The organism is Streptomyces sp. NPDC051104, from assembly GCF_040682835.1.
In the GTDB taxonomy this organism is placed as follows: Bacteria; Actinomycetota; Actinomycetes; order Streptomycetales; family Streptomycetaceae; genus Streptomyces; species Streptomyces cynarae.
Window position 1 is genome coordinate 1 of sequence record NZ_JBFBBS010000063.1, and the last position, 24,159, is coordinate 24,159.

Genomic DNA, 24,159 nt, shown 5'->3' on the forward strand with positions numbered 1-24,159 from the left:
GCGGGATCGTCGCCGAACACGTCGTCCCCCACGTCGGCCCGCGCCATGGCGTTGCGCATCGGATCGCTGGGACGGGTGACGGTGTCACTCCGCAGATCTATGACGTTGTCCATGCCTCATTCCTACCCGGTCACCGTCCTGGGACCGTCGGCGGGGCCGCCGCTCCGCGTCACGACGGGACACGCACGTTCCCTGCCCGTAGGCGAGGCAGGCCGTGGGCGCCCAGCGAGGCACCGTACGCGCGGTGCGGCCGCGCAAGGTGCGAGCGCGTCAACCGACCGGATGACGCGCATCGTTACGGCCCGGCCGAGGGCCGCTCGTCGTCCGGCCCTGTTGCCGCCCGAAACGCCCCCACCGTCTCCAGGTTGGCCGTGAACCATGCCCAGCACCACCGTCTCGAACAGCAAAGCACAACCCCCGGCAGCTCCGCGTTCGCACCGCATGCAGGCGCCATCGGATGCGGCGGCGCTGCATGGGCGGTGTCGCCTTACGGCGCCCGCGGCTGGATCGCCCAGGGCGTCGTGGCATGCATGACAAGGGAAACTCTTTGCACGTGGCATGGTTCCGCAGTATGGCCCGACGGGATTACTCGCCAGTACGATCCGTGCCACTCGCCTGAGAGGCCTACTGGTGAAGGAGTTGCTGTGGTGCTGCGAAGGCGTCGGTTCCTCGCCATACTGTCGACGGCGGCAGCCATGTTCGGATTCACGGGTCTGCCCGCCACGCACGCCGCAGCGGTGACGGCCTGCCCGCTCGGCCTCACCGTCTCGGCCCAGGTGTCTGCGTCCGGCGGGAGGCCCTACACCCTGTGCTCCGGCCGCGTGCCGAGCTTCGACGGCACGCCACTGGACGTGGACGTTTCCCTCCCCCAAGACCCCGCCGGTCCGCTGCCGTTGATGGTCATGCTCAACGGCTGGGGGAGCGACAAGACCGACTTCGAGTCCACCACACCGACGGGCAACGACGCGCACACCTACCACTGGAACAACGCCTGGTTCGCGGGCCGGGGCTTCGCCGTGCTGAACTACACGTCGCGTGGTTTCCACCGCTCCTGCGGCGAGGATCCGGCGACCGGGTACACCTACGCCACCGATCCGGCGTGCGCGGGCCGGGCCGGCTGGACCCACCTCGCCGACCGCCGGTGGGAGGTGCACGACACCCAGTTTCTCGTGGGGCTGCTGGCCGACGCCGGGATCGCCGCACCGGACAAGGTCGTGACGACCGGTGACTCCTACGGCGGCGGCCAGAGCTGGCTGCTGGCGATGTCCCAAAACAAGGTGATGCAGCCCGACGGCACACTGGTGCCCTGGGCCTCACCGAAAGGGGTACCGCTCCATCTCGCCGCCGCCATCCCGCAGTACTCCTGGACGGATCTCGCGCAGGCACTCATCGACAACGGAAGGGCCTCCGACGGCCTGTCAGGGGCGCCCGGCGACGGGCCGCACGAGGATCCGGTCGGCGTGGCGAAGGAGAGCTACCTGGGCGGCCTGTACGCACTCGGTACGCAGTACGGGCAGTACGCCGTCGACGACCCCACCGCGGACATACCGGGGTGGTACACGCGCATCAACGCAGGCGAGCCGTACGGGAACGACCCGGTGACCGACCAGATCCTCCAGCAAATGGCGGACTACCGCTCGCCGTACGACATGCCCGTCCCGCCGGCCTCCGGCCGGACCCCCGTGCTCAGCATCCAGGGCACCACCGACCCGCTGTTCCCCGCCATCCAGACGGCGCAGATGGTGAACAAGCTGCAGGCGGTTGCCCCCGAGTACCCGGTGTGGACGTTCTACGGCGATCTCGGACACTCGTACGCCGACAACTCCCACCCGGTCTGGGTTGCGGCCAACGACGAGGCCAACAGCTGGCTCGACGCCGTGCTCGCCGGTTCTCAGCCGACCGCTGCACGGACCACTCTCAGCACCACCGCCTGTGTGTTCGGCCAGACCAACGAGACACTGACCGCCGACCGCTTCTCCCAGCTGGCGACCGCAAGCTGGAGCTTCACCGGCTCGACCGGCGCGGTGACCACCTCCACCCTCCCCGGCGGTACCGAAGCCGCCGCCGTCGACCCGATCGCCAACTCCGGCTGCCGCACCACATCCGGGCAATCCGACCCGGGCGTGGCCGACTGGACCTTCGACCCGCCCTCGCCAGGCGTCATCACCGGGTCGCCCGTCGTCCATGTGACCGCCTCCCTTCAGGGCACCGATGCGGAACTCGCGGCCCGACTGTTCGACATCGACCCCGTACGCGACACCCAGACGCTGATCACCCGGTCGGTGTACCGCGTCACCGGTTTCCCGGGAAACCCGCTGCCGCTCGCCTTCGAACTCTGGCCGGCCGGCTGGCAACTCCAGTCGGGACACCGGCTGAAGCTGGAACTCACCCAGGGCGACGCTCCCACCTGGCGTCCGGACAATGAGGCGTCGGGTCTGACGCTGAGCGCTCCGGTGCTGACCGTCCCGGTCCGGACGTCGTGATGCGTCCTGTGGGTGTCGTGCCGCAGGTCCCCTGAACCGCCCTGTCCAGGATCATTCCGACGCCGGGGTCACACGGCTACCCCGCGGTCATCTTGCGCGTGCAGCGTTTACGGGACCGCTCATGCGGGCGGGTTGGCACCGGGAGTGTGCCCCAGGTGCGCTGAGAGGGTCTTCGCCGCCTCGCTCACCACGGCGCCGAAGAACGGCTCGGCTTCGTCGGTCAACCGGCTCATCGGGACATTGACACTGAGACTCGCGATCGGCTCGCCCGCCTCACCCATGACGGCCGCCGCGACCGATCCGACGTCGGACCGCCATTCCCCCCTGTTCGTCGCGTAGCCCTGCGCTCGAATCCGGTCCAGCTCGGCGAGCAACCGGTCGGGATCGGTGATGGTCGTGTCGGTGTAACGCGAAAGCCCCTCGGCGAGCAGCCGGTCGACCACCTCGGCAGGGCTGTTCGCCAACACCGCCTTGCCGTTGGCGGACGCGTGGAAGGGCAGGGAATGCCCCAGGGACATGCTGGTGCGCACCGGCTTGGACGTCTCCAGCCGCTCGATGAGCACCATCCTGTTCCCCTCCGGAACCGTGAGGTGGATCGTCTCGTCGGTGCGCCGGCGCAACTCCTCCATCACGGGCACGGCTGCGTTGCGCAGGCCGAGGTCGCCGCTGGCATGCCGGCCCACATCCAGTGCCTTGGTGGTCAGGGCCCAGCGTGTGATCTCACCTCCCGCAGGACGGATCCACCCCGCCTCGTACAGCGTGCGCAGTGCACGTTGCACAGAACTCTTGGGCATCCCCAGAACCCGAGACAGCTCGCCGACGCCGATCGGCTGCCGCGTCGCGACCTCCTCCAACACACGCAGAGCGTTGAGGACGTTCTGCATCCATTGACTCCTTTGTGACTCGTCCCTAACATCACCGTACCTTTTTACGGCACAGTGTGCCACCTCACGGCACAAGCGAAATTGGGTGATTGTCAGTGACCACGCGCAGTGGACGGCATTTCCTCCAGATCCCCGGCCCCACCAACGTTCCCGACCGAGTGCTGCGGGCCATTGCACAGCCCACCATCGACCACCGCGGGCCGGAGTTCGCCGAGTTGGCACTGGACCTCCTGCCGCGCCTGAAGCCGGTGTTCGGCACAAGCGGCCCCGTCATCGTCTACCCCTCCTCCGGAACCGGTGCCTGGGAAGCGGCGCTGGTCAACACCCTCAGCCCGGGTGACCGTGTACTGGCCTTCGAGACCGGGCACTTCGCCACGCTCTGGCACGAGATGGCCGAACGCCTCGGGCTGGAAGTCGACTTCGTCCCCGGGGACTGGCGGCGCGGCGCGGACCCCGAGGCCGTCGCCGAACGGCTGGCGGCGGACACGGCGCACTCCATCGCGGCCGTGATGGTGGTCCACAACGAGACCTCCACCGGCGTCACCAGCCGTGTGCCGGATATCAGGGCTGCCATCGACGAGGCGGGCCACCCCGCTCTGCTCCTGGTCGACACCATCTCCTCGCTGGGCTCGATCGACTACCGCCACGAGGAGTGGGGCGTCGACGTCACCGTCAGCTGCTCGCAGAAGGGCCTGATGCTGCCGCCGGGACTGGGCTTCAACGCGGTGAGCGAGAAGGCACTGGCCGCCTCCGCGGCGGCGCGGCTTCCGCGGTCGTACTGGGACTGGGCACCTATCCTCGACGCCAACAGGCAGGGCTTCTTTCCCTACACGCCTGCCACCAACTTGCTCTACGGCCTGCGGGAAGCCCTGCTCATGCTCGAGGAGGAGGGGCTGCCCAACGTCTTCGCACGCCATGCCCGCCACGCGGCGGCCACCCGGGCCGCCGTCAACGGCTGGGGCCTGGAGGTGCTGTGTGCCGACGAGCGGGAGTACTCGGGATCCCTGACCGCCGTGCTGCTGGGCGAGGAGCACGATGCGGACAAGGTGCGCCGGATCATCCTGGACCGCTTCGACATGTCCCTGGGGACCGGCCTGGGCAGGCTGGCCGGACGGGTCTTCCGGATCGGACACCTCGGACACTTCAACGACCTGACCCTGGCCGGAACTCTCGCCGGCGTCCACATGGGGCTGCAACTGGCAGGAGTGGACATCGACCCTGCCGGCCTGGGTGCAGCACTGGACCTGCTGGGCTCCGAGTGAACAGCGTCGAGCAACGATCGTGAGGAGGAGGCGGACAGTGACCGCGGTCAGCAGTTCCAGTCCCGCCGACGAACACGGTGCCGCTCAGGACCTCGCGGACAGGCTCCGGCGCGAACTCGACGGCGAGGTCGCCTTCGACGACTACACCCGGCACCTGTTCGCCCGGGACGCGAGCATGTACGCGATCACCCCGACCGGCGTGGTGTTCCCTCGCCACGCCGAAGATGTGGCGGCGGCGGTGGCGGCGGCCGCCGAACAAGGCGTCCCCGTCACCGCACGGGGGGCCGGCACCAGCCTCGCCGGCCAGACCGTCGGGCCTGGCCTGGTGCTGGACCTGTCCCGGTACATGAACCGCATCCACGAGATCGACGCCGGCAACCGTACGGCCCTGGTCGACGTGGGCGTGGTGCAGGACCAGCTCAACCGGGCCGCCGCCCCACTGGGGTTGATGTTCGGCCCCGACACCTCGACCAGCAACCGCGCCACGATCGGCGGCATGATCGGGAACAACTCGGCGGGCAGCGGGTCGGTCCGCTACGGGATGACCATCGATCACGTACGTGAGCTCGACGTGGTGCTCAGCGACGCGAGCCTCGCCCACCTGGCGCCGGTGAGCGAGGCCGAGCGGGAGCGTCGGGCGAAGGCGGCCACCCTCGAAGGCGCCATCCACCGGCGACTGCCCGAGATCCTGAACGAGAACGCATCGGCGATCGCCGAGGGGTACCCGAAGTTCTGGCGGCGGGCCGGCGGCTACCGGCTGGACCGGCTCGCCGGGGACGGACCGTTCGACCCGGCCAAGTTCGTCGTGGGCTCGGAGGGCACCCTCGTGGTCGCCACCCAGGCTCTGGTCGACCTCGTGCCCAAACCGCTCCGCACGGTGATCGCCGTCGGCCACTTCATCTCCACGCCCGCCGCCATCGCGGCCACCGATGACGCGCTCTCCTGCGATCCGGCCGCCGTCGAGCTGATGGACCGCACGATCCTGGAACTGTCCCGGCAGAAGATCGAGTACGCCTCACTCGGCTCGATCCTGGAAGGCGACCCCGGGGCGCTGCTCTTCGTCACCTTCACCGGGGACGACGAGCAGCTGCTGGTCGGGCAGTTGGAGCGGCTGACCGCGCTGTGGCGGCGCCACGGCCACGGCTACCACACGCTGAAGGCCGTCACGGCCGGCCAGCAGGGGGCCCTCCTCAAGGTACGCAAGTCCAGCCTGGGCCTGCTGATGGCCGCGAGCGTGGGCTCACGCCGTCCGCTGGCCTTCATCGAGGACACCGCGGTCGATCCCGTCCACCTCGCCGAGTACACCCGGCGCTTCAAGGCGATCCTGGACCGGCACGATCTGACGGCCGGGTTCTACGGGCACTGCTCGGTGGGCTGCCTGCACATCCGCCCGTTCCTCGATCTCACCGATCCGGCCCAGGTGCACACGATGCGCTCCGTCGCACAGCAGATCAAGGACCTGGTCAGGGAGTACGGTGGCGTCAACTCCAGTGAGCACGGCGACGGGCTGGCCAGAAGCGAGTTCAACCGGGAACTCTTCGGTGACGACCTCTACGAAACCATGCGCCAGGTCAAGCGCGTCTTCGATCCGGACAACCGGTTGAACCCGGGCAAGATCGTGGACGCCCCGTCGATGACGGACAACCTGCGGGACCCCGCGCTGCCGCCGGCCCCCCCGTTGCGGACGCGGCTGTCCTTCGACGTGGTCGGAGGCATGCGCAGTGCCGCGGACCGGTGCATGAACATCGGCCTCTGCCGCAAGAGCGCCACCGGCACCATGTGCCCCTCCTACATGGCCACCCGCCAGGAGGAGCACTCCACCCGTGGCCGGGCCAACGCGCTGGTCAAGGCTCTGTCGGAGCCCGATCCGCGGGCGGCGCTCGGCGACGAACGGCTGCACGAGATCCTGGACCTCTGTCTCGGGTGCAAGGCGTGCAAGAGCGAGTGCCCCCTCGGCGTGGACATGGCCGCACTCAAGACCGAGACGCTGTCACACCACCATGACCTGCACGGAACACCGCTGCGGTCCCGGATCTTCGGTGCGATCCGGTCGCTGAACCGCCTCGGCTCGGCGACCGCGCCGCTGTCCAACCTGCCGGGACGGATACGGCCGGTGCGCCAACTCATGGACCGGTTGATCGGTATCGCTCCGGCCAGGCCGCTGCCGAGGTTCGAGCGGGCCAGCCTGCTGCGCTGGTTCCGCCGCCGCACGAGCCGCGGACACGCCGTCACGCAGGGAACGGTCGTCTTCCTCGCAGACTCCTTCACCACGTTTACCGAGCCGGGTATCGGCCGGGCGGCGATCGAACTGCTGGAACGCGCCGGCTGGCAGGTTCAGTTGGAGGCCAGCGGCTGTTGCGGCAGGTCAAGCCTGTCCAAAGGGCTGGTTGATGACGCCCGGCGCAAGGCCCGTAAGCTCGCCCACACGCTCAGCTCCCGCGGGGAGCCGGGCTCACCGATCGTGGGCTGCGAACCGTCCTGCCTGATGACCTTGCGGGACGAGCACCTGGCGCTGCTGCCCGACGACGTGGCGGTCAAGGACGTCGCGGGCCGGGTCAGGCAGGTGGAAGAGCTGCTGGTGGAGGCCATCGACGACGGCCGGCTGCGGCTGTGTGCTGATTCGTGGCTCGCCGGACGCAGGTTGCTCTACCACGGCCACTGTCATCAGAAGGCCGAAGTGGGCACCGCCGCGACCATCGCGCTGCTGGGCCGGATCCCCGGCGCGACGGTCGACGAACTCGACGCCGGGTGCTGCGGCATGGCCGGATCCTTCGGCTTCGAGACCGAGCACTACGAGATGTCGATGACCGTGGGCAACGACCGCCTTTTCCCCGCCGTCAGGGCGGCCTCGGAGGACACCGTCGTGGTGGCGACCGGGGTGTCCTGCCGGCAGCAGATCTCCCATGGCGGCGGACGCCGTGCCCTCCATCCCGTGGAACTCGTTCGCTCCGCCCTGCATCCCTGACAGACCGGCGGTCCCGGCTCACTGCGCCCCCGCGGAGAAATCGCCGGGCGGCAGACACACCCAGAAAGGAGAGGACGCAACTCGCACCACCAGTCTCTCGTGTAGTCAGCGCGCTGAGACATCCGGTATTTCGCACCTACAAGGAGGTAGGTCGTTGGTCACGCAGACATCCTGGTTCCGGCGCCGATCCGACGTGAGACGATGGACGCGGATCCTTCCAGTCATCGTCTTCATCTACATCATCTGCTACATAGACCGGACGAACATCAGCTTCGCCCTGCCTCACCTGCAGATGAGCATGCATCTCTCCGGGGCCCAACAGGGCTTCGCGAGCGGCGTGTTCTTCTGGGGGTATCTGCTCCTCCAGGTGCCCGGCGGATACATGGCCGAGCGGTGGAGCGCCAAGCGATGGATCGCGATCCTGATGGTGCTGTGGAGTGCGGCCGCGGTGGCTTCAGGACTGACGCACAACTTCACCGAACTCGTCATCACCCGCTTGCTGCTCGGGGTGGCCGAGGGCGGCGTGCAGCCCGCGCTGATGGCCTCCATCCGGTCGTGGTTCCCGTTCGCCGAACGCAGCCGGGCCTACGCGATCTTCAAGTTGTACACGCCGATCGCGGCCATCGTGGCCGCGCCGTTCTCCGGTGTCATTCTCACGTACCTGGACTGGCGCTGGATGTTCATCATCCAGGGCGGCGGCCCGCTCGTGCTCGGGCTCGTCGCATGGCTCGTGATCATGCGGGACACGCCGGCGAAGGCCGAGTGGTTGTCGGCCACCGAACGCCACCACATCGAGCAGTCCCGCGCGGCGGAGGGCGAACCGCTCCAACACCGCGGGACTTTCAAGGCAGCGTTCGGCAGCCCGATCGTGTGGCTGTTCGCCCTCATCTACACCCTGACCCAACTGGGTCTGCTCGGGCTCTCGATGTGGCTGCCGAGCGTGCTCAAGACGGCCTTCCACACCGACATGAAGGTCGGCCTCGTCGCGATGCTGCCCCAGGTCGCCGCAGGCCTGGCGATCGTTCTCATCGGCAGGTCCGCGGACCGCCACGGCAGGCACACCACCCACATGTTCGCAGTCCTCGGCGTCGGAGCCGTGGTCCTCGCCGGGGCGGGCCTGATCTCCGCACAGCAGAAGTGGCTCGTGCTGGGAGCGATGATCCTCGGCACCGCCGCGTCGATCGCCTGGTACGGACCGTTCTGGGCCACCGTCACCAAGCTCACGCCGGTGGCGGCCGCGGGCGCCGGCATCGGCATCATCAACGGCGTCGGTAACCTTGGCGGCTTCTTCGGGCCCTACGTCGGGGGATGGCTCAAGGACATCAGCGGAGGATACGCCCTCACCCAGGTGTTCTTCGGCGCGGTCTTCGCGGTGGCGGCGCTGCTCGTCCTGACGTTGCGCAAGAGGCTGCGCGAGGCGACGACCGCTCCGCCAGTGGACACCGGAACGGCGGAAACGGAGGCATCACCCGCTGCCAGGCCTGCCTGACAGTTCCTCTCGCCCCGCTCCTGTGGGCCAGGCGGCCGGAAGCCGGGCCGTCCGGCCCACAGACACGACAAGGGCGGGAACCGGCTTCGACAACAGTCATGGGACAACAACGGCCCGCAGAGGCCGGCAAGGGAGACGCGCGGTGCGGTTGGTCAGGTATCGCAAGGCGGAGCACACCGGGCACGGTGCGCTGATCGGCGAGTACATCCACGCCATGGGCGACAGCCCGCTCGGCAGCTCACGGCCCGGACCCAGGATCGCTGCGGTCGACGAGGTCGAGCTCCTGGCGCCCTGCGATCCGCGCACCATCGTGTGCGCGGGAAGCAACTACGCGGGACAGATAGCGGAGAAGCAGCGTCCCTGGCCGACCCAGCCACCCCTGTTCCTGAAAGCACCCAATGCCGTGGTCGGCCCCGGCTCAGCGGTGATCCACCCGGCCGAACTGCGGAGGCTGGAGTACGAGGGAGAACTCGCCGTCGTGATCGGCCGCAGCGCCCGGGACGTCTCCGCGGCGTCGTTCGCCGACTACGTACTCGGCTACACCTGTGCCAACGACATCACCGCGCACGACTGGCGCGCGGACGGGCAGTGGACCAGGGCCAAGAGCGCCGACACCTTCTGCCCGCTCGGGCCATGGATCGAGACGGCCGTGGACGACCCCCAAGCGCTACGACTGCGCACTCTCGTCAACGGCCGTACGGTCCAGGACGGTTCCACCGCCGACATGGTCTTCGGCGTGGGCGAACTGCTCGCCTTCGTCACCCGCTGGATCACCCTGCAGCCGGGCGACGTACTGCTCACCGGCAGCCCCGCAGGCGTGGGCCCACTGGTCCCCGGGGACCGGGTCGAGGTCCGGATCGAGGGCGTGGGGACCCTGTCCAATCCGGTGGCCGGCACGGAACCGCTGGACGCGCCGGGCACGACGTTCACGACGTGAGCGTTTCACCGGGGCGATCACCGGCGCGAGACGAAAGGCGCCGATAGGGCGGTGCGGCAGGCGCCGCACCGCCCTCGGCGGAGGGCATGCCGTGGACGAGCCCGGCTCGCCGTGCACGCAGCTTGTGCGCGGCTGCCGCGTTGTGGCTTTGATCGGCGGAGATCGCGAAGTATCCGGCCGGGACCAGCACCAAGAACGAGGCGGCGATCCCGCGGCGCACCCGGCCCGGCGCGCCCGAAGGTCACCGGCACCTTACCTGTCCGGGGTCCGACTGGCGCTGGGTCGGTACGTCCACCGCACGCACCGCATGATCCGCCCCGGCCGGGTGACGATCGGCTCGGCGGGCGCGGAACCACTGGATGGCGGGGGGCAGCAGTCCGGCGGCGGCGACCGCGGCGATGGCGGGGGCCAGGTACGCCGAGCCTTGTCGCCCGCTCTCGCCCAGGGCGTACCCGGCCAGCACCAGCGACTGCGACCAGAGGAGTCCGGCAACGGCCTGCCACAGGATGAAGGAGGCCGTCGGCATGCCCAGCAGCCCGGCTGCCGGATGGACCAGGGTGCGCACTACCGGCACGAACCGCCCCAGCATCACCGCCCGCCGGGGCCCGTACCGCGTGAACAGCGCCTCCGCTCGCTTCATGGGGGCCTGGCCACGGCCCTTCAGTCCACGCAGCCGCATCGACCTGCCGCCGCGCTGCCCCAGCCAGAACCCGGTCTGCGCCCCGGCGAGCGAGCCCACGCCCGCGCACACAAGCACCAACGGCAGCGACAACCGGGCCGCACCCAGCGTGCTGAGCGAGCACGCCAGCCCGGCCGGCAGGAGCAGTGTGTCTCCGGGCAGGAAGACGCCGAGGGCCGGGAGCCCCGTCTCGGCGAAGACCACGACCAGTACCGCCCAGGCGCCGAATCTCGCCAGCATCGCGTGTGGATCCAGTGTCGCTGCGACGGTCACGGAACCTGGTGCCATTGACGGGTCTCCCCTCTTTGCGCTCCTGCGCTCGCATCAAATTCTACATCTTGTAGTAGGTTATGTTTTACGCCATGTAGTAGCTTCGCGGTCGGTACCGCCCAGGCCGGGGCGCGGCCGTGGTCGTCGCCGCCGCGGAGGCAACCGTCTCGCTGGGTGTCGCCGCCCCGCCGGCCTATGTCTGCACCGAGGTCCCGGCCCGCATCACGGTCCACACGACACCGGCTTTCCGAGGGGGAACCGAGCGGCGCCGCGAGCGTGAGCCGCGGCGCCGCCACGGGGGGCCAGTCAGAGGCGGGGCGGGAGCCGGGCTCCTGGTGGGGCATGGTCTGGGTGGTGGGTACGGACGGGTCGGGCAGGGTGGCGACTTTCTGCTACTGCCTCATCGGCGGCTATGCGAACTGGCGAGCCGTCAAGTGATCTGTGTCACGTGGGCGCGGTCGGCATCACGGATCTCGGTTACGCGGCGATTCGGCTGCCGTAACTCGACAGAAACTTTCCAACTGCAGTATTTAAGTTCAAACCTGGTGGGCGGCCCTGGACGGAGCATCATGGTCGGGCAAGAGCATGTCATCGACCCAGCGCGCATACATCACGAGTGGGATGCCGGACTTGATCCCGTCCTGGCGGTCAACTCCGGCGATGTGGTGCACTACGACCTCAAGGTGGCTGGGGAGGGCCAGATCTGGCCGGAAGCCAACTACCCTGAATGCAAGTTCGACTTCGACACCATGTACAACCTGTCCGGTCCTCTGTGGGTCAACGGCGCGACGCCCGGCGACACGCTGGAGATCGAACTTCTCGAGCTCACGCCCGGAAGTTGGGGCTGGACCGCGTTCCTGCCCGGTCTCGGCCTGCTGGCGGAGGACTTTGCCGACGGCTATGTGCGGACCTTCGACCTCACCACGGGGCCGACGACGGTGCTCGTTCCCGGGGTGGAGATCCCACTCTCCCCGTTTCTCGGCGTGCTCGGCAACCATCCGGGCGGCCCCGGGCGGCAGTTGCCGTTTCCGCCCCACCGTGGCGGCGGGAACATGGACAACCGTCATCTGACCGCCGGCGTGACCGTGTGGCTTCCTGTGCTGGCCGACGGGGCTCTGTTCTCGTGCGGGGACCCGCATGCGGCACAGGGCGACGGCGAGGTCTGCGTGAGTGCCATCGAGTGCCCGATGACCGCTTCCCTGCGTTTTACACTGCACAAGCAGGCCTCTGCAGTCCCGAGTTTCCGGGTGCCGCCGGCGGCGGTTTCACAGAAGGACGCGGCCGGCTACCACGCCACCATGGGCATCGACCCGGACCTCATGACCGGCGCCAAGACCGCCACCCGCGCCATGATCGACTGGCTCTGCGCCGAGCACGGCCTCAGTCGCGAGGACGCATACATCCTGTGCAGCACCGCAGGGGATTTGAAGATTCTCGAGATCGTCGACGCCGGAATGTGGAACGTTGGCATGACCATGCCATTGAGCGTCTTTCATCGCGGGTGACCCTTACGTCCCGGGCCCGCGCAACTCTTGCATCCCCGGGTGAGGCGGGCGCCGGCGGGCAACCCGCCCCCATTCCCACGTCGGCGACGTTCTCCGCAGAGATTCGGAAGGGCTGGTAATGACGGCTGAGTTGCTGATGAGCGACGCGGTTGCGCAGGCGCAGGCAATCCGGCACGGCGAAGTCACCGCGGCCGAGCTAGTCGAGGCCGCGGCCGTTCGGGCGGAGGCAGTCGACCGCGTCGTGAACGCGCTAGTGACGCCGCTCTTCGAGCAGGCAATCGAGGAGGCGAGGGGGCCGCTGCCCGACGGCCCACTGAAGGGCGTCCCCTTCGTGCTCAAGGATCTCGTTGCGACAGCTGCTGGGGTGCCGCACCACGAAGGCTCGAGGTTCCTCGCGGACTACATCGCCGACGAGGACAGTGAGTTCGTCCGCCGCTGCCGCCGTGCGGGTCTCGTCCTGCTGGGGACGGCGAACACACCGGAGTTCGGATGCTCCGGCAGCTGCGAGCCGGTGTTCAACGGCCCGACGCGCAATCCGTGGGACCTCTCGCGATCGCCCGGCGGATCGAGCGGCGGCTCCGCGGCGGCCGTTGCCGGGCGCGCCGTTGCAGTCGCCCACGGTAATGACTTCGGCGGCTCACTGAGGATCCCGGCCGCCTCGTGCGGGCTCGTGTCGCTGAAGCCGACCCGCGGCCGGAACCCGCTCGGGCCGAAACTCGGCGAGGGCTGGAGCGGGATCGCAGCAGAGCATGTCATCACCCGGTCGGTCCGCGACAACGCGCTGATGCTCGACATCACCTCGGGCCCCGACATCGGCGACCCCTACTGGGCCCCGCCCGTCGGCGGCTCGTTCCTTGAGAGTCTGCGGACCGAACGGAAGCTGCGGATCGCCCTCACGATCGGCGACGTCCACCCGGACTGCGCGGCCGCGACGCTGGAGGCGGCGCGACTGTGCGAGGCGCTGGGGCACGAAGTGAGCGTGGCGGAGCCGGAGTACGACGTCGAGGCAGCCGAGCGGGCGGGACTCGAGTCGTGGGCCGATGGGACGGCGGCATGGATCGCGGATTGGGCCGAGCGACTGGGACGTGAGCCGGAGGTAGACGAGATCGAACCGGTCAATGCCTACCTGCGGGAGCTCGGTCTGCGTCGCTCGGCCGCCGATCACGTCCGCACGGTCAACGTCAACCACCGGATCGGGCGGCAACTCGGCAGCTTCTTCCAGCGCTTCGACGTCTGGCTCACGCCGACGCTCGCGATGCCGCCCGTGCCGCTCGGACACCTCGTGGAGGGAGAGCCGGAAAAGATCCTCGAACGGGAGGGTGCGTACTACCCGTACCTGTTCGTGGCGAGCCAGACGGGCCAGCCGTCGATGTCCGTTCCGTTCTCGTGGAATGAGGAGGGTCTGCCGATCGGCGTCCACCTGATGGGCGGCTTCGGCGATGATCTGACGCTGCTTCAGCTTGCGGCGCAGATCGAGGAGGCACGCCCGTGGGTCGACCGCTTGCCGACCGCGCTCGAGGCGGCGCTGGCGGGGGAGGTGCGCACCTGATGACGGACTTCCGGCACCGAAGCCCCGCCACGGCACAACGGCGCTATCGAGGGCCTTGCGAACCTCCAAGGAAACGACCGTGCTGCGAACCGCGCTGCTCGCATACCACAACGGGGATCGGCGGCGACCGCGTGAAGGACGTGTACGGCACCGTACACGCGGTGATCGCACGGCCGGACAGGTCGTACCAGATGCCGCGCAAGGGATGCCTACGCTCCGTCCGGCCTGGCGGGCGACGTGAAGACCACCAAGATCGTCGATGGAGGCTCTGGACCGCGGGTTCACGATGCCGCTGTTCGACACGAAAGGAGCCCTGAGATGAGCGTTCCGGCCGCCACACCATCGCATGAAGACCGCACGGCGAGCACCGCGCAGGGGATCGAGCTGCGCTCGATCGACTGGGTGCCCCACGAGGAGCGGCACGGGAAGGTCTGGCACATCTTCACGGTCTGGTTCTCCGGCAACGCCGAGCTGACGACATTCGCAACCGGGGTCGTCGCGATGTCGTTCGGCGGCAACCTGATCTGGACGGTGATCGGCCTGCTCTGCGGGGCGATCTGCGGGACGTTCTTCTCCGCCGCCCACTCCGCGCAGGGGCCGCAACTCGGGCTGCCGCAGATGATCCAGTCACGCGCGCAGTTCGGCCACCTTGGGGTCGCGGTCCTCGTGCTGCCGGCGACCTTCATCTCCTACGCCGGCTACAACGTCGCGAACGGGCTGCTGCCGGCACAGGCGCTCGCGAACGTCACGCACATCGGCACGACCATCTGGCTGCCGGTCCTCGCGGTGATCGGCTTTGTCGCCGCCCTGTGGGGCTACGACTTGATCCACAAGACCCAGCGCTGGCTGACGTGGGGGTTCATCGTCTTCTTCAGCATCTACACGATCGGTGTGCTGGCGACGGTTTCGTTCCCTGCCGATTCGCTCTCGCTGGCCGACTTCAAGGCCACCCCGTTCCTCGCGTCCTTCGGGCTGGCGATGAGCTACCAGATCAGCTGGGCACCCTACGTCTCGGACTACTCGCGCTACCTGCCGGCGTCCGTGGGTGTGCGCGCGACCTTCCACTGGACCTACTGGGGGATGTTCATCAGCGGGGCCTGGATGTTCGTGATGGGCGCGATCGTGGCGGCGCCGTTCAAGGCGGCCGGGACGATCGACTCGATCCGCGCGACAGGCGACGCCCTCTTCAGCGGGTGGGGCGCGGTCGTGCTCGTCTGCTGCGTACCGGCGCTCGTGATGATCCTCGCGATGAACATGTACGGGGGCATGCTCGTACTCGTCACCATCGCCGATTCGTTCAAGCCGCTGAAGCCGCGGCTGGCCCACCGGGTGATTGGCATCGGGATCACGTTCGCTGTCGGCCTGATCGGCGGCTACTACGCAAACTCGAGCTCATCGTTCAACACCTTCTACTCGAACCTGCTGATCACCCTCCTCTACCTGTTCGCGCCCTGGACGGCGATCAATCTCGTTGACTACTTCCTCGTCCGACACGGGCACTACGCGATCAAGGAAATCGTCAACCCGACGGGCATGTACGGGCGGTGGGGCTGGCGTGGCCTCGTCGCCTACGTCGTCGGCTACGGCGCGAGCGTACCGTTCTGGGTCGTTTCGGGCTGGTACATCGGTCCCGGGGCGAAGGCGATCGGGCAGGCGGACATCTCGCCGTTCGTTGGGCTGGCCCTCTCGGCCGCCGTCTATCTTGCGCTGTCGCGGTCGCTCGACCTGGAGCGCGAACGGCGAGTCGCGGAAGAGGACGGCAAGCCAGCCACGACCGAGTTTGCGAAGCCGTCCGAGCTCGGGCACGCTTAGTAACCGCAACGATTTCTGCGGTGACGGCCGGCCCGCTCTGGTGAAGCGGCTCGCGCTGCTGGCGAGCCTGCTGCACATGGCGAAGGTGCGGGCCCGCGACGAGCTGGTGACGATGCTGTGCAAGCGCATGGGGTCGATCACGAAGAAGGCCAAGGAGGACCTGGAGAAGATCCGTAAGCGGCACCGGGCGGACTCCGAGCGGCTGCTCGCCGTACTCGGCGAAGTGCTGGAGGCCGCCGAGGACGCGGTCGGCTTCGACGGCGAGTCCGTCACCCTGCCCGCCAGCGCCCGCAAGCGGAACCAGATGCACGCCGAGTGCGGTGAGGCGGTGCTGGAACGGCTGGAGAAGGCCGGCGGCCTGGCCAAGCTGTCCGAGGATCATGAGATGGTGTCCGCCCACCACGGCGACATCTACGCGCCGCTGATGCGGCGCCATTTCCGCAGCCACCGGAAGGTCCTGCGGACCTGACCGAGGTGTTGGAGATGGTGGCCACCTCCACCGACGACGAGGTGCTCCAGGCGGTTGAGTTCTGCCAGGCCATGCGCCACCGCTCCAGCCAGTGGGTACCGGCGACGTACACCGTCACCGACGAGGGTGGCACCGCGAAGACGCGGACGGCCACGGCCGGCTTCGCCTCGCAGATGTGGCAGCGCATCCTGTTCGACAAGCGCAGGCCGGGGAAGATCAACCGGCGACACTTCGAGGTGTAGGGCCTTTGACGTCCGGTGATCTCGATCAGCTCTCTCCGGATCACGCGGGCAGCGCGTCGCCCGGGAAGCTCCGGCAGGGGTGCACCTCGTAGACGAACACGCCGGCCTTGACGCCGGGATCCTCCTCCATGACCTTGCTTGTCTCTTCGGGCCCGAGGTTGAAGATGCCGACGCCACATACCTCGGTCTCATCGCGGACCGGGCAGACGATGGATAGTAGTCCGTCCGCGCGCAGGGAGAAGTTGCGTCGGCCGTGCTCCCAGATGATGTTGTCGACCCCTGCCATGCGCCAGTTGGGGCCAACTTTGAGGATCACCACACTGTAGGTCTTGGTCGTGGGCATCAGCGCCCGCATCTGGTCATCGGTGATGGTCGCCATTGCGATCTCCTAGCGTGGTTCCGGTCGAAACTGGCGTCTCTGCGGCGGTGGCGAGGCAGCCGAGAATGGTGGCCCAGCCCGTGCTGTAGCCGCCGCTGGTGTAGCCGCCGGGCAGGGCGCAGTCCTCGGATAGCTGGGCTTCGGTGAGTGACTCCCAGCCTCGGTGTTCTACGGCGACCCTGGTCAGTGCCGGGCCGAGCGCGGTGAAGGTCAGCTCGACCTCGGTCGGTGCGGGCGTGCTGGTCCAGGTCATGGCGAACCGGTGAGGCGGCTGCCAGACCAGCAGTTCGCCCCACTCCACCACCGTGCCGTCCTGCCAGGTCTCGTAGACGCGGCCGCCGACCCGCTGTTCGACGGTGACGTCGCGTACCTGGTCCTGCCCGGCCGAGAACGGCTGCACCGGCCACCACGCGCCGATCTCACGGACGAGAACCTCGAAGGTATGCTCGACGTCGCTGCGCACGAGGGTTGCCTGGCGGACCGGTGGCCGCCGCAGCGGGGTGACCCGTGGCTGGTCATGAGTGGTCATGGTGGCTCTTCACTTTGTTTTGGGCAGCGTTGTCGTCGACGTTTCGAGGCTGTCCTTGGCTGCTGTCACGATCGGTGCCGTGCAGGTAGTCGCGGAAGCGCCGCAATGCCAGCGCCCAGATCCACTCGACGCGACGGCGTTGTTCGGCCGGCGGATCACCGGCGCGGCGGATCGCTGACGGGGGCCGGACTGGCCCCCGCGGCGGGCGCTGGTCAGCTGGCACGAACGACCTTCTCGTCGGTGCCGGAGAGGCCGCGATCAGCCTCGACCAGCCGGCGGGCGACGTCCAGGGCACCAGCCCACATCTCGTCGAGCAACTCCCGCAACTCGGCCAGCCCTTCCGGACGGGCCCGATACAGACGCCGGGTGCCGTCACGGCGCTCGGTGAGCAACCCCGCGTTCTTCAACACGGTCACGTGCTGGCTGATCGCGGTACGGCTCACCTCGAACGCCGCAGCGATCTCCCCGGCGGCCAACTCATCATGGGCGACGAGCCGCAGAATGGCCCGACGGCGCGGCTCGGCGAGTGCGCGCAGCGCCTCGTCCGTCGCGTCCCGCTGCGTCATGCCCACAGACCGACCTGATTCCCATCCGGGTCGGTGAAGATCGCGAATCGGCCGAAGTCGCCGGGCAGGTCCATCGGGGGCACCAGACGCTTGCCGCCCAGTGCCTCGGCCCGGTCCAGATAGGCGTCCAGGTCATCGACCTTCACATAGACCTTCACCCCGGTGTCGCCCGGCTGCATAGACGGCCCGACGCCGCCACCGATGGCATCCTCGCCGGCTCCGGTGTCCACCAGGCCGTAGCCGCCCATCGCCGGATCCGCGGCGATCTGCCAGTCGAACAGCTCACGGTAGAACGCCTGCGCCCGCTGGTGATCCGGGCTGACCACCTCGAAGAACGCGATCGGCTGACCCATGGTCACTGCCTCCATCCAAGTCCGTCAACGAGCGCTAACGTTAGCAACAGTCGACATTCACGTCAAACGGACTGGAACTTGCGCTCGCGGCCTACGTGAGCCGTGCGTCGCTGAACTGCCCTGCCTGGCGCTGCAGTCTGACCAGCCCCAGCAGCGCGCTGGCCATGCGGCTCACCCCCGGCGAGTCGTCGCAGATCGCGACGAACTCCTTCTGCACTGCCACCGCCTCGGCGAGATAGCGGAGTTGGGCGAGGTGAGCCTGGAGTGTGTTGAGCGTGCGGACGGTTCGCGGCTCGCCGACGGCCCACTCGGTGATGAACAGGCGGGATGCTTTGCGATCGCCGAGACGTGCGGCGTGGTCGGCCCACGACTGGAGGTCCTCGTCGGCCGGGTCGCAGGGAACAGGGCGCGTTGCTGGTCGAGCCACTCGTCGACGGCGGCATCGGTATGGCGGTCCGAGGTGATCTCCCGCAGGATGCGGTCGCGGTCAGGATGGGAGCTGGCTCGCACTGTTTCGATGGAGGCCGCGACGCCTCCGGTGAGCAGATGATAGAGGTCGTATCCCAGGGCGGTGTCGAAGCTGATGTTCTTGGCATTCCAGTGCAGCGGTCCTTGGAGCGGTACGCCCGGCCCGGCGTCGACGCGGTCGCCGCCACGTCGCCTCCGCGACCCCGTCGCCCGCCGACGCTGACGCGTTCAGAGAGCGGTGCTATGGCACGTTTCCGGCGCAATCCGGTTGCCCTCCTTCTTCACCTCTTCCCGGCTGCCTGACCCTTCACCGGCATCCGGCATTTCACTCATTTCCGGAGCTTGCCTACTTCTCCCGTATTTAATCTCTTATTATCTGAAAAGAGGATGTATGGCCGAAACGATCGGTTTCATTTCTGGCGACTGTGTGAAGTGCCACACGGCCCATTGCTGCACCATCGGCACAGCGGACGGCCAAGTCCCCACCCCCGACAAGGTGGGCGTCGCTCCATCCAGCACGAGGGCATTCGGTACGTGCACGGCGGGTGGAGCCAGGGAGGACCGGCGCGTGGCTGCGAATGACTCAAAGCCCACGGCGGAAGAAGGGCTCACGGCGGTTCGGGGCGACGAGGCCGGTGGGCCCTGCTGCCGCTGGAACCGCCAGCGCACCGGCCAGGCGGCGATTCGTTCCCCTCTGAGCCCCTGCACAGTTCATCGCAGGGTCCGCCACAGGGTTCTCATGGAGCTTAAATGTTGGGCTTACTGGTTCATCAGGGTGCCCCCCTAGCTTGCCATCATGTTCTTCACCTACCTCAGGCGCGAACTGCGTAGCCGGAGGAAGGCGTCCCTCGTCGTCGCCTCCGGGCTCGCGCTGGGCATCGCTCTGGTCATCGTGGTCACCTCAGTGTCCTCCGGCATGGGGAAGGCGCAGGAGAAGGTGCTGCAGTCGCTGTACGGACTCGGCACCGACATGACCGTCACCAAGGCGGCCGACCCCACGTCCAGCAGCCCGCAGCGTCCGCACTTCGACTTCGGCACCAACGGCAACGGCTCCGACGAGACGCAGAGCACTGACCGCGTCATGGTGCAGGGCTTTCAGACGCTGGGGAGCAGCACGGTCACCGAGGTCGGCGCACAGCACGGGGTCTCCGAGGCCGCCGGCGGGCTCAGCCTCCAAGTGATCGACATCAGCGGCCAGTTCACGCAGGGCGAGTTCAAGCAGTACAAGAAGAGCCTTCGGCAGGCCCGCCGCCAGGGTGATCCGCAGGGCAGTGTCGAGGGCGGGAGTGCGAACTTCGACGCCAACCGCTACTCCGTCTACGGCACCGACGTCACCAAGGCCGCCCTGGGCCCGCTGACCTGCTCGAAGATCACCAGCGGCCGTACCTTCACCACGTCGGAGACCGTCGCCCTCTCGACGAGTCGATGCGTGACGAGATCATGGACGTGCTCGAACGCATGTGGAAGGAGCACGTGCTGACGTTCATCACGGTCACCCACGACTCCTCGATCGAGAGGAAAGGCCCCCGCGGCTCGCCACCATCCGTAAGGGGAGGATCACGGTCAAGGAGAACGCCGCCCCTAGGGCGCGATGGCGTCGGCGGTTGTGATACACGGCCCGGCCCAGGCCGGGAGGGGCCGCTCAGTCGGCAGTACTGAAGCCGCCACCGCAGGGCACCAGTCGCACGCGTGGGGCCCCACATGGGGCGGACGCCCGCCCCCGCGGCTCGGGCGGGCACCCGTACGCGACGACGCCGAGTGACTTCAAGCGCCGGCTCAGCTGGATCGACCAGAACGATTGCCCGACCCCCTGCGCATCAGTAGCTCGCCCAGGCGGATCATGGATACATACACAACGCAAGGAGAGGTTCGACGATGGAACACCGACATCTCGGTAGCAGTGGCATGCTCATCAGCGAGATCGCATACGGCAATTGGCTGACCCACGGCTCGCAGGTCGAGGAGGAAGCCGCCGTCGCCTGTGTGCGGGCGGCGCTCGATGCGGGTATCACGACGTTCGACACCGCTGACGTCTATGCCGAGACCCGTGCCGAGGCCGTGCTGGGGCGCGCGTTGAAGGGTGAGCGCCGCGAGGGGCTGGAGATCTTCACCAAGGTGTACTGGCCCACGGGCCCCGGGAAGAACGACCGCGGACTGTCACGCAAGCACATCATGGAGTCGATCGACAACTCCCTGCGCCGGCTGCAGACGTCGTACGTGGACCTCTACCAGGCGCACCGGTTCGACCGGTTCACCCCGCTGGAGGAGACCATGGAGGCGTTCGCCGACGTGGTCCGCTCCGGCAAGGCCCTGTACATCGGGGTCTCCGAGTGGACGGCCGATCAGATCCGGCGGGCGCATGCGCTGGCGCGGGAGCTCAAGGTGCCGCTGGTGTCGAGCCAGCCCCAGTACTCGGCGCTGTGGCGGATCATCGAAGGCGAGATCGTGCCGACATGCCAGGAGCTCGGCATCGGACAGATCGTGTGGTCGCCGATCGCCCAGGGCGTGCTGACCGGCAAGTACCTTCCCGGGCAACAGCCCCCCGCGGGGTCTCGGGCGACGGACGACAAGGGGTCGGCGATGATCAGCCGCTTCCTGCGCGACGAAGTGCTCGAAGCGGTGCAGAGGCTCAAGCCGCTGGCCGACGAGGCGGGCCTGACCCTGGCGCAGCTGGCGGTCGCCTGGGTCCTGCAGAACAGCAACGTGTCGGCTGCCATCGTCGGCGCGTCCCGGCCGGAGCAGGTAGCGGAGAACGCCAAGGCGGCCGGTGTGACGCTGGATGCCGAGCTGATGGCCCGCATCGACAAGATCGTGCTGCCGGTAGCGGTGACGGATCCCCATCTCGTGCACCAGAACGTACCGGCGCAGCGTCCCTGAACCGGTCGGTGCAGCGTGCCTATGGGATGCTGCGTGGCAGCTGCGACGGAAGCGGCCCAGGCCGTCCCTTCAGGGGCGGCCTGGGCCATGCGCTACTGCAGCGTGGCACGCACCGAGTACACGCCCTTCGTGGGAACTGCAAGGTTCAGCTACGACAGCTCCTGGCACGCGACACCGCAGCGAAGCACGGGGCTGCCGGAACGGCCGAGAGAGAGCGGGTTGCCTCACATGCGGCTCTGTGCGGGAATGCCTCGGGCGATCATGGAGTTGACGCTCGTCGACAGGGACCATTGAAGGAGCGTCCGCATGGCCAGAACGCAAGCGCCGACCACTGCCGCCCCGGCCGGCCAAGGTATCGGACTGCGCTCAGAGCGGGGACCGGTGCTGATCGCGATCATGCTCAGCACGGGCCTCGTCGCACTGGACTCCACGATCCTCGCCACCGCTGTCCCCTCTATCGTCGGCGACCTGGGTGGTTTCTCGCAGTTTCCCTGGCTGTTCTCGGTCTACCTGCTCACCCAGGCCGTCACGGTGCCGCTCTACGGTAAGTTCGCCGACTCGCTCGGCCGCAGGCCGGTGATGTTCTTCGGTATCGCTGCCTTCCTGCTCGGCTCGGTGCTGTGCGGAGTGGCCTGGAGCATGCCGCTGCTGATTGTCGCCCGCGCTGTTCAGGGAGTCGGAGCCGGCGCGGTGCAGCCCATCAGCATGACGATGGTCGGCGACATGTACACCGTGGAGGAACGCGCCCGGGTGCAGGGCTATGTCGCCAGTGTCTGGGGTATCGCCTCGGTGATCGGGCCGACCCTCGGCGGGCTGTTCTCCGAGTACCTGTCCTGGCGGCTGATCTTCTTCGTCAATCTGCCGCTGGGCGCCATCGCGGCATGGATGCTGGCCCGGCACTTCTCCGAGAAGGTGACCCGCACGACCCACACGGTGGACTACGCCGGTGCGGCCGCCCTCACCGGCGGGTTCACGCTGCTCATCCTGGGCCTGCTGCAGGGCGGCGTCGCCTGGGACTGGGCGTCGCTGCCGAGCACCGCCGTCTTCGTCGCCGGCGTTGCCCTGCTCGTCGTCTTCTTCCTCGTGGAACGCCGCGCGGCCGAACCCGTACTGCCACCATGGGTTTTCAGCCGCCGCGTTCTGTCCGGAGGCAGCCTCTACTCGCTCGTCGTCGGTACTCTCATGATCGGCCTGAGCTCGTACCTGCCGACATACGCGGAGGGCGTGCTCGGGAAAAGCGCCGTGGTCGCCGGTTTCGCCCTCGCCGCGATGACTGTCGGGTGGCCGCTCGCGGCCGGGCTGTCCGGGCGGATCTATCTCAGAATCGGGTTCCGGAACACGGCGCTGATCGGCAGCGTCTTCGTCGTGGTCGGTGCCGTGCTGGTCGCATCACTGGGTGCGTACACCTCACTCCTGTTCGCCGCGCTTGCCTCATTCGTCCTGGGCATCGGGCTCGGCCTGTCGGCAAGCCCGACACTGGTGGCCGCTCAGTCGGTTGTGACCTGGGAGCGGCGGGGCGTGGTGACGGCGACCAACATGTTCAGCCGGTCGCTGGGCAGCGCGGTAGGCGCCGCGGTGTTCGGCGCGATCGCCAACGCCACCCTGGCCGCCCGGTACGCCCACCCGCCGGCGGCCGTTGCGGGCAAACTGTCCGGCAGTGTGAACGCCACCAGCCTGACCTTCGGTGATGCGCCGAAGGACGAACCTCCCGCGGTGGCGCTGTTCCTGCGCGACTCGCTGTACCAGGCCACCCACCACGTGTTCCTCGGGCTGATCGTTCTGGCGCTGTTCGGGATCGGCGCCCTGCTGCTGATGCCGCGACGTAGCGAACCGCTCACCTTCGACTGACATCCGGTGCGCCGCGGTAAGACCTGTCCATGGCCCAAGCGCTGGACGACCAGGCGGTGGGGGACCGCGTCGCCGTACCCCCGTCGCGGTCCCCCGGGCTTCCACCGGCCACCGGCGATGAGGTCCTCCACGACGCGGCGGACCTGGCGGGCAGTGACTCCGGCACGGTGCGTGTCCTGCACGCGGTCCTGCCGCTGCCGGAGCGTTCCGCCGCGCCGATCGTGGTCAACGTCAACAGCGGTCTGGCCTCGCTGGACCGGCTCACCGCCGAGGGCACGCCGACGTACGCCTACTCTGGCGTCGCAGGGCAGAGGGCAGGAGGCAGGAGGCAGAAGGGACGGGTACTCCGTCGTCGCGGCCAGGGAAAGTCGGCGGGCAGCTTGCGTAGGACGTCGTCTGCGGCGTCCGACTTGACCAGGACGACGTCGTGCTCGGCGGCCCCGCCGACGGGCCCGGACGACGGCCCGGTAGGAATGAGGCATGGACAACGTCATAGACCTGCGGAGTGACACCGTCACCCGTCCCAGCGATCCGATGCGCAACGCCATGGCGCGGGCCGACGTGGGGGACGACGTGTTCGGCGACGATCCCGC

22 protein-coding genes and 3 pseudogenes are annotated in these 24,159 nt (G+C 68.3%); 17 read left to right on the forward strand and 8 right to left on the reverse strand.

Annotation, left to right across the window (positions count from 1 at the left end):
• The coding region (locus AB0N14_RS37170) for a beta-eliminating lyase-related protein (RefSeq protein WP_366030158.1) at window positions 1-113 on the reverse strand (113 nt) is incomplete at its 3' end.
• A gap of 534 nt (window positions 114-647) precedes the next feature.
• Here AB0N14_RS37170 and AB0N14_RS37175 point away from each other — a divergent pair.
• On the forward strand, window positions 648-2,483 hold the full coding sequence (locus tag AB0N14_RS37175; protein WP_366030136.1) for a CocE/NonD family hydrolase: 1,836 nt from the start codon (window positions 648-650) through the stop codon (window positions 2,481-2,483).
• Window positions 2,484-2,602: 119 nt separating this feature from the next.
• Here AB0N14_RS37175 and AB0N14_RS37180 read toward each other — a convergent pair whose 3' ends face one another.
• Complete coding sequence (locus tag AB0N14_RS37180; protein ID WP_366030137.1) at window positions 2,603-3,367, reverse strand: IclR family transcriptional regulator; 765 nt, start codon at window positions 3,365-3,367, stop codon at window positions 2,603-2,605.
• A gap of 95 nt (window positions 3,368-3,462) precedes the next feature.
• Here AB0N14_RS37180 and AB0N14_RS37185 point away from each other — a divergent pair, with 95 nt between their 5' ends.
• From AB0N14_RS37185 to AB0N14_RS37200, 4 genes are all read left to right on the forward strand, one after another.
• Window positions 3,463-4,629, forward strand: coding sequence for an aminotransferase class V-fold PLP-dependent enzyme (locus AB0N14_RS37185; RefSeq protein WP_366030138.1), 1,167 nt, complete (start codon window positions 3,463-3,465; stop codon window positions 4,627-4,629).
• A gap of 37 nt (window positions 4,630-4,666) precedes the next feature.
• Window positions 4,667-7,594 (forward strand): FAD-linked oxidase C-terminal domain-containing protein, encoded by a 2,928-nt coding sequence (locus tag AB0N14_RS37190; protein WP_366030139.1) that lies wholly within the window; start codon window positions 4,667-4,669, stop codon window positions 7,592-7,594.
• A 154-nt stretch (window positions 7,595-7,748) separates the two neighbouring features.
• The gene (locus AB0N14_RS37195) at window positions 7,749-9,083 is read left to right on the forward strand and encodes an MFS transporter (RefSeq protein WP_366030140.1); all 1,335 of its coding nucleotides are present in this window, start codon (window positions 7,749-7,751) and stop codon (window positions 9,081-9,083) included.
• 142 nt (window positions 9,084-9,225) lie between these two features.
• A complete protein-coding gene (locus AB0N14_RS37200; protein WP_366030141.1) occupies window positions 9,226-10,020 on the forward strand; it encodes a fumarylacetoacetate hydrolase family protein in 795 nt (264 codons plus the stop codon).
• Window positions 10,021-10,261: 241 nt separating this feature from the next.
• Here the strand turns inward: AB0N14_RS37200 and AB0N14_RS37205 are convergent, their stop codons facing one another.
• A complete protein-coding gene (locus AB0N14_RS37205; RefSeq protein ID WP_366030142.1) occupies window positions 10,262-10,939 on the reverse strand; it encodes a DedA family protein in 678 nt (225 codons plus the stop codon).
• 599 nt (window positions 10,940-11,538) lie between these two features.
• Here AB0N14_RS37205 and AB0N14_RS37210 point away from each other — a divergent pair.
• From AB0N14_RS37210 to AB0N14_RS37230, 5 genes are all read left to right on the forward strand, one after another.
• Window positions 11,539-12,474, forward strand: coding sequence for an acetamidase/formamidase family protein (locus AB0N14_RS37210; protein ID WP_366030144.1), 936 nt, complete (start codon window positions 11,539-11,541; stop codon window positions 12,472-12,474).
• A 118-nt stretch (window positions 12,475-12,592) separates the two neighbouring features.
• Window positions 12,593-14,023 (forward strand): amidase, encoded by a 1,431-nt coding sequence (locus AB0N14_RS37215; protein ID WP_366030146.1) that lies wholly within the window; start codon window positions 12,593-12,595, stop codon window positions 14,021-14,023.
• A gap of 318 nt (window positions 14,024-14,341) precedes the next feature.
• Window positions 14,342-15,835: a cytosine permease gene (locus AB0N14_RS37220; RefSeq protein ID WP_366030147.1), complete on the forward strand. Its 1,494-nt coding sequence runs from the start codon at window positions 14,342-14,344 to the stop codon at window positions 15,833-15,835.
• 40 nt (window positions 15,836-15,875) lie between these two features.
• A complete protein-coding gene (locus AB0N14_RS37225) occupies window positions 15,876-16,304 on the forward strand; it encodes a hypothetical protein (RefSeq protein WP_366030148.1) in 429 nt (142 codons plus the stop codon).
• 14 nt (window positions 16,305-16,318) lie between these two features.
• On the forward strand, window positions 16,319-16,546 hold the full coding sequence (locus AB0N14_RS37230) for a hypothetical protein (protein WP_366030149.1): 228 nt from the start codon (window positions 16,319-16,321) through the stop codon (window positions 16,544-16,546).
• 40 nt (window positions 16,547-16,586) lie between these two features.
• On the opposite strand, the gene AB0N14_RS37235 is transcribed toward AB0N14_RS37230, so the two are convergent.
• Together AB0N14_RS37235 and AB0N14_RS37240 are read right to left on the reverse strand one after the other, a co-directional pair.
• Window positions 16,587-16,925: a hypothetical protein gene (locus tag AB0N14_RS37235; protein ID WP_366030150.1), complete on the reverse strand. Its 339-nt coding sequence runs from the start codon at window positions 16,923-16,925 to the stop codon at window positions 16,587-16,589.
• Window positions 16,906-17,454 (reverse strand): SRPBCC domain-containing protein, encoded by a 549-nt coding sequence (locus AB0N14_RS37240; RefSeq protein WP_366030151.1) that lies wholly within the window; start codon window positions 17,452-17,454, stop codon window positions 16,906-16,908. Before AB0N14_RS37240 ends, AB0N14_RS37235 begins: the two co-directional genes overlap by 20 nt.
• On the opposite strand from AB0N14_RS37240, the gene AB0N14_RS37245 reads away from it, so the two are divergent.
• Window positions 17,453-17,632, forward strand: coding sequence for a hypothetical protein (locus AB0N14_RS37245; RefSeq protein WP_366030152.1), 180 nt, complete (start codon window positions 17,453-17,455; stop codon window positions 17,630-17,632). The genes AB0N14_RS37240 and AB0N14_RS37245 overlap by 2 nt on opposite strands.
• Before the next feature lie 34 nt (window positions 17,633-17,666).
• On the opposite strand, the gene AB0N14_RS37250 is transcribed toward AB0N14_RS37245, so the two are convergent.
• The 3 genes from AB0N14_RS37250 to AB0N14_RS37260 all read right to left on the reverse strand — a co-directional run bounded on the left by AB0N14_RS37250 (window position 17,667) and on the right by AB0N14_RS37260 (window position 18,800).
• Window positions 17,667-18,020, reverse strand: a complete 354-nt coding sequence (locus tag AB0N14_RS37250; RefSeq protein ID WP_366030153.1) for a metalloregulator ArsR/SmtB family transcription factor — start codon at window positions 18,018-18,020, stop codon at window positions 17,667-17,669.
• Window positions 18,017-18,373, reverse strand: coding sequence for a VOC family protein (locus AB0N14_RS37255; protein ID WP_366030154.1), 357 nt, complete (start codon window positions 18,371-18,373; stop codon window positions 18,017-18,019). Before AB0N14_RS37255 ends, AB0N14_RS37250 begins: the two co-directional genes overlap by 4 nt.
• 91 nt (window positions 18,374-18,464) lie before the next feature.
• Window positions 18,465-18,800 (reverse strand): hypothetical protein, encoded by a 336-nt coding sequence (locus tag AB0N14_RS37260; RefSeq protein ID WP_366030155.1) that lies wholly within the window; start codon window positions 18,798-18,800, stop codon window positions 18,465-18,467.
• 837 nt (window positions 18,801-19,637) lie between these two features.
• On the opposite strand from AB0N14_RS37260, the pseudogene AB0N14_RS37265 reads away from it, so the two are divergent.
• The 6 genes and pseudogenes from AB0N14_RS37265 to AB0N14_RS37290 all read left to right on the forward strand — a co-directional run.
• Window positions 19,638-20,252 (forward strand): annotated as a pseudogene (locus tag AB0N14_RS37265) (ABC transporter permease); the annotation flags it as partial.
• Between the two features lie 2 nt (window positions 20,253-20,254).
• Window positions 20,255-20,451 (forward strand): annotated as a pseudogene (locus AB0N14_RS37270) (hypothetical protein); the annotation flags it as partial.
• A 265-nt stretch (window positions 20,452-20,716) separates the two neighbouring features.
• Window positions 20,717-21,718 carry an aldo/keto reductase family protein gene (locus tag AB0N14_RS37275; RefSeq protein ID WP_366030156.1) on the forward strand — a complete coding sequence of 334 codons (1,002 nt, stop codon included), beginning with the start codon at window positions 20,717-20,719 and terminating at the stop codon, window positions 21,716-21,718.
• Window positions 21,719-22,024: 306 nt separating this feature from the next.
• Window positions 22,025-23,566 carry an MDR family MFS transporter gene (locus tag AB0N14_RS37280; RefSeq protein ID WP_366030157.1) on the forward strand — a complete coding sequence of 514 codons (1,542 nt, stop codon included), beginning with the start codon at window positions 22,025-22,027 and terminating at the stop codon, window positions 23,564-23,566.
• Window positions 23,567-23,727: 161 nt separating this feature from the next.
• Window positions 23,728-23,871 (forward strand): annotated as a pseudogene (locus AB0N14_RS37285) (short-chain dehydrogenase); the annotation flags it as partial.
• Between the two features lie 175 nt (window positions 23,872-24,046).
• On the forward strand, window positions 24,047-24,159 hold a 113-nt coding region (locus AB0N14_RS37290), incomplete at its 3' end, for a beta-eliminating lyase-related protein (RefSeq protein ID WP_366030158.1).

Bases quoted from the DNA above. Each gene is read 5' to 3' on its own strand.
- AB0N14_RS37180 (WP_366030137.1), bottom strand. From the start codon at position 3,367: ATGCAGAACGTCCTCAACGCTCTGCGTGTGTTGGAGGAGGTCGCGACG.
- AB0N14_RS37205 (WP_366030142.1), bottom strand. From the start codon at position 10,939: ATGCTGGCGAGATTCGGCGCCTGGGCGGTACTGGTCGTGGTCTTCGCC.
- AB0N14_RS37210 (WP_366030144.1), top strand. From the start codon at position 11,539: ATGGTCGGGCAAGAGCATGTCATCGACCCAGCGCGCATACATCACGAG.
- AB0N14_RS37215 (WP_366030146.1), top strand. From the start codon at position 12,593: ATGACGGCTGAGTTGCTGATGAGCGACGCGGTTGCGCAGGCGCAGGCA.
- AB0N14_RS37220 (WP_366030147.1), top strand. From the start codon at position 14,342: ATGAGCGTTCCGGCCGCCACACCATCGCATGAAGACCGCACGGCGAGC.
- AB0N14_RS37230 (WP_366030149.1), top strand. From the start codon at position 16,319: ATGGTGGCCACCTCCACCGACGACGAGGTGCTCCAGGCGGTTGAGTTC.
- AB0N14_RS37235 (WP_366030150.1), bottom strand. From the start codon at position 16,925: ATGGCGACCATCACCGATGACCAGATGCGGGCGCTGATGCCCACGACC.
- AB0N14_RS37245 (WP_366030152.1), top strand. From the start codon at position 17,453: ATGGTGGCTCTTCACTTTGTTTTGGGCAGCGTTGTCGTCGACGTTTCG.
- AB0N14_RS37240 (WP_366030151.1), bottom strand. From the start codon at position 17,454: ATGACCACTCATGACCAGCCACGGGTCACCCCGCTGCGGCGGCCACCG.
- AB0N14_RS37250 (WP_366030153.1), bottom strand. From the start codon at position 18,020: ATGACGCAGCGGGACGCGACGGACGAGGCGCTGCGCGCACTCGCCGAG.
- AB0N14_RS37255 (WP_366030154.1), bottom strand. From the start codon at position 18,373: ATGGGTCAGCCGATCGCGTTCTTCGAGGTGGTCAGCCCGGATCACCAG.
- AB0N14_RS37275 (WP_366030156.1), top strand. From the start codon at position 20,717: ATGGAACACCGACATCTCGGTAGCAGTGGCATGCTCATCAGCGAGATC.
- AB0N14_RS37280 (WP_366030157.1), top strand. From the start codon at position 22,025: ATGGCCAGAACGCAAGCGCCGACCACTGCCGCCCCGGCCGGCCAAGGT.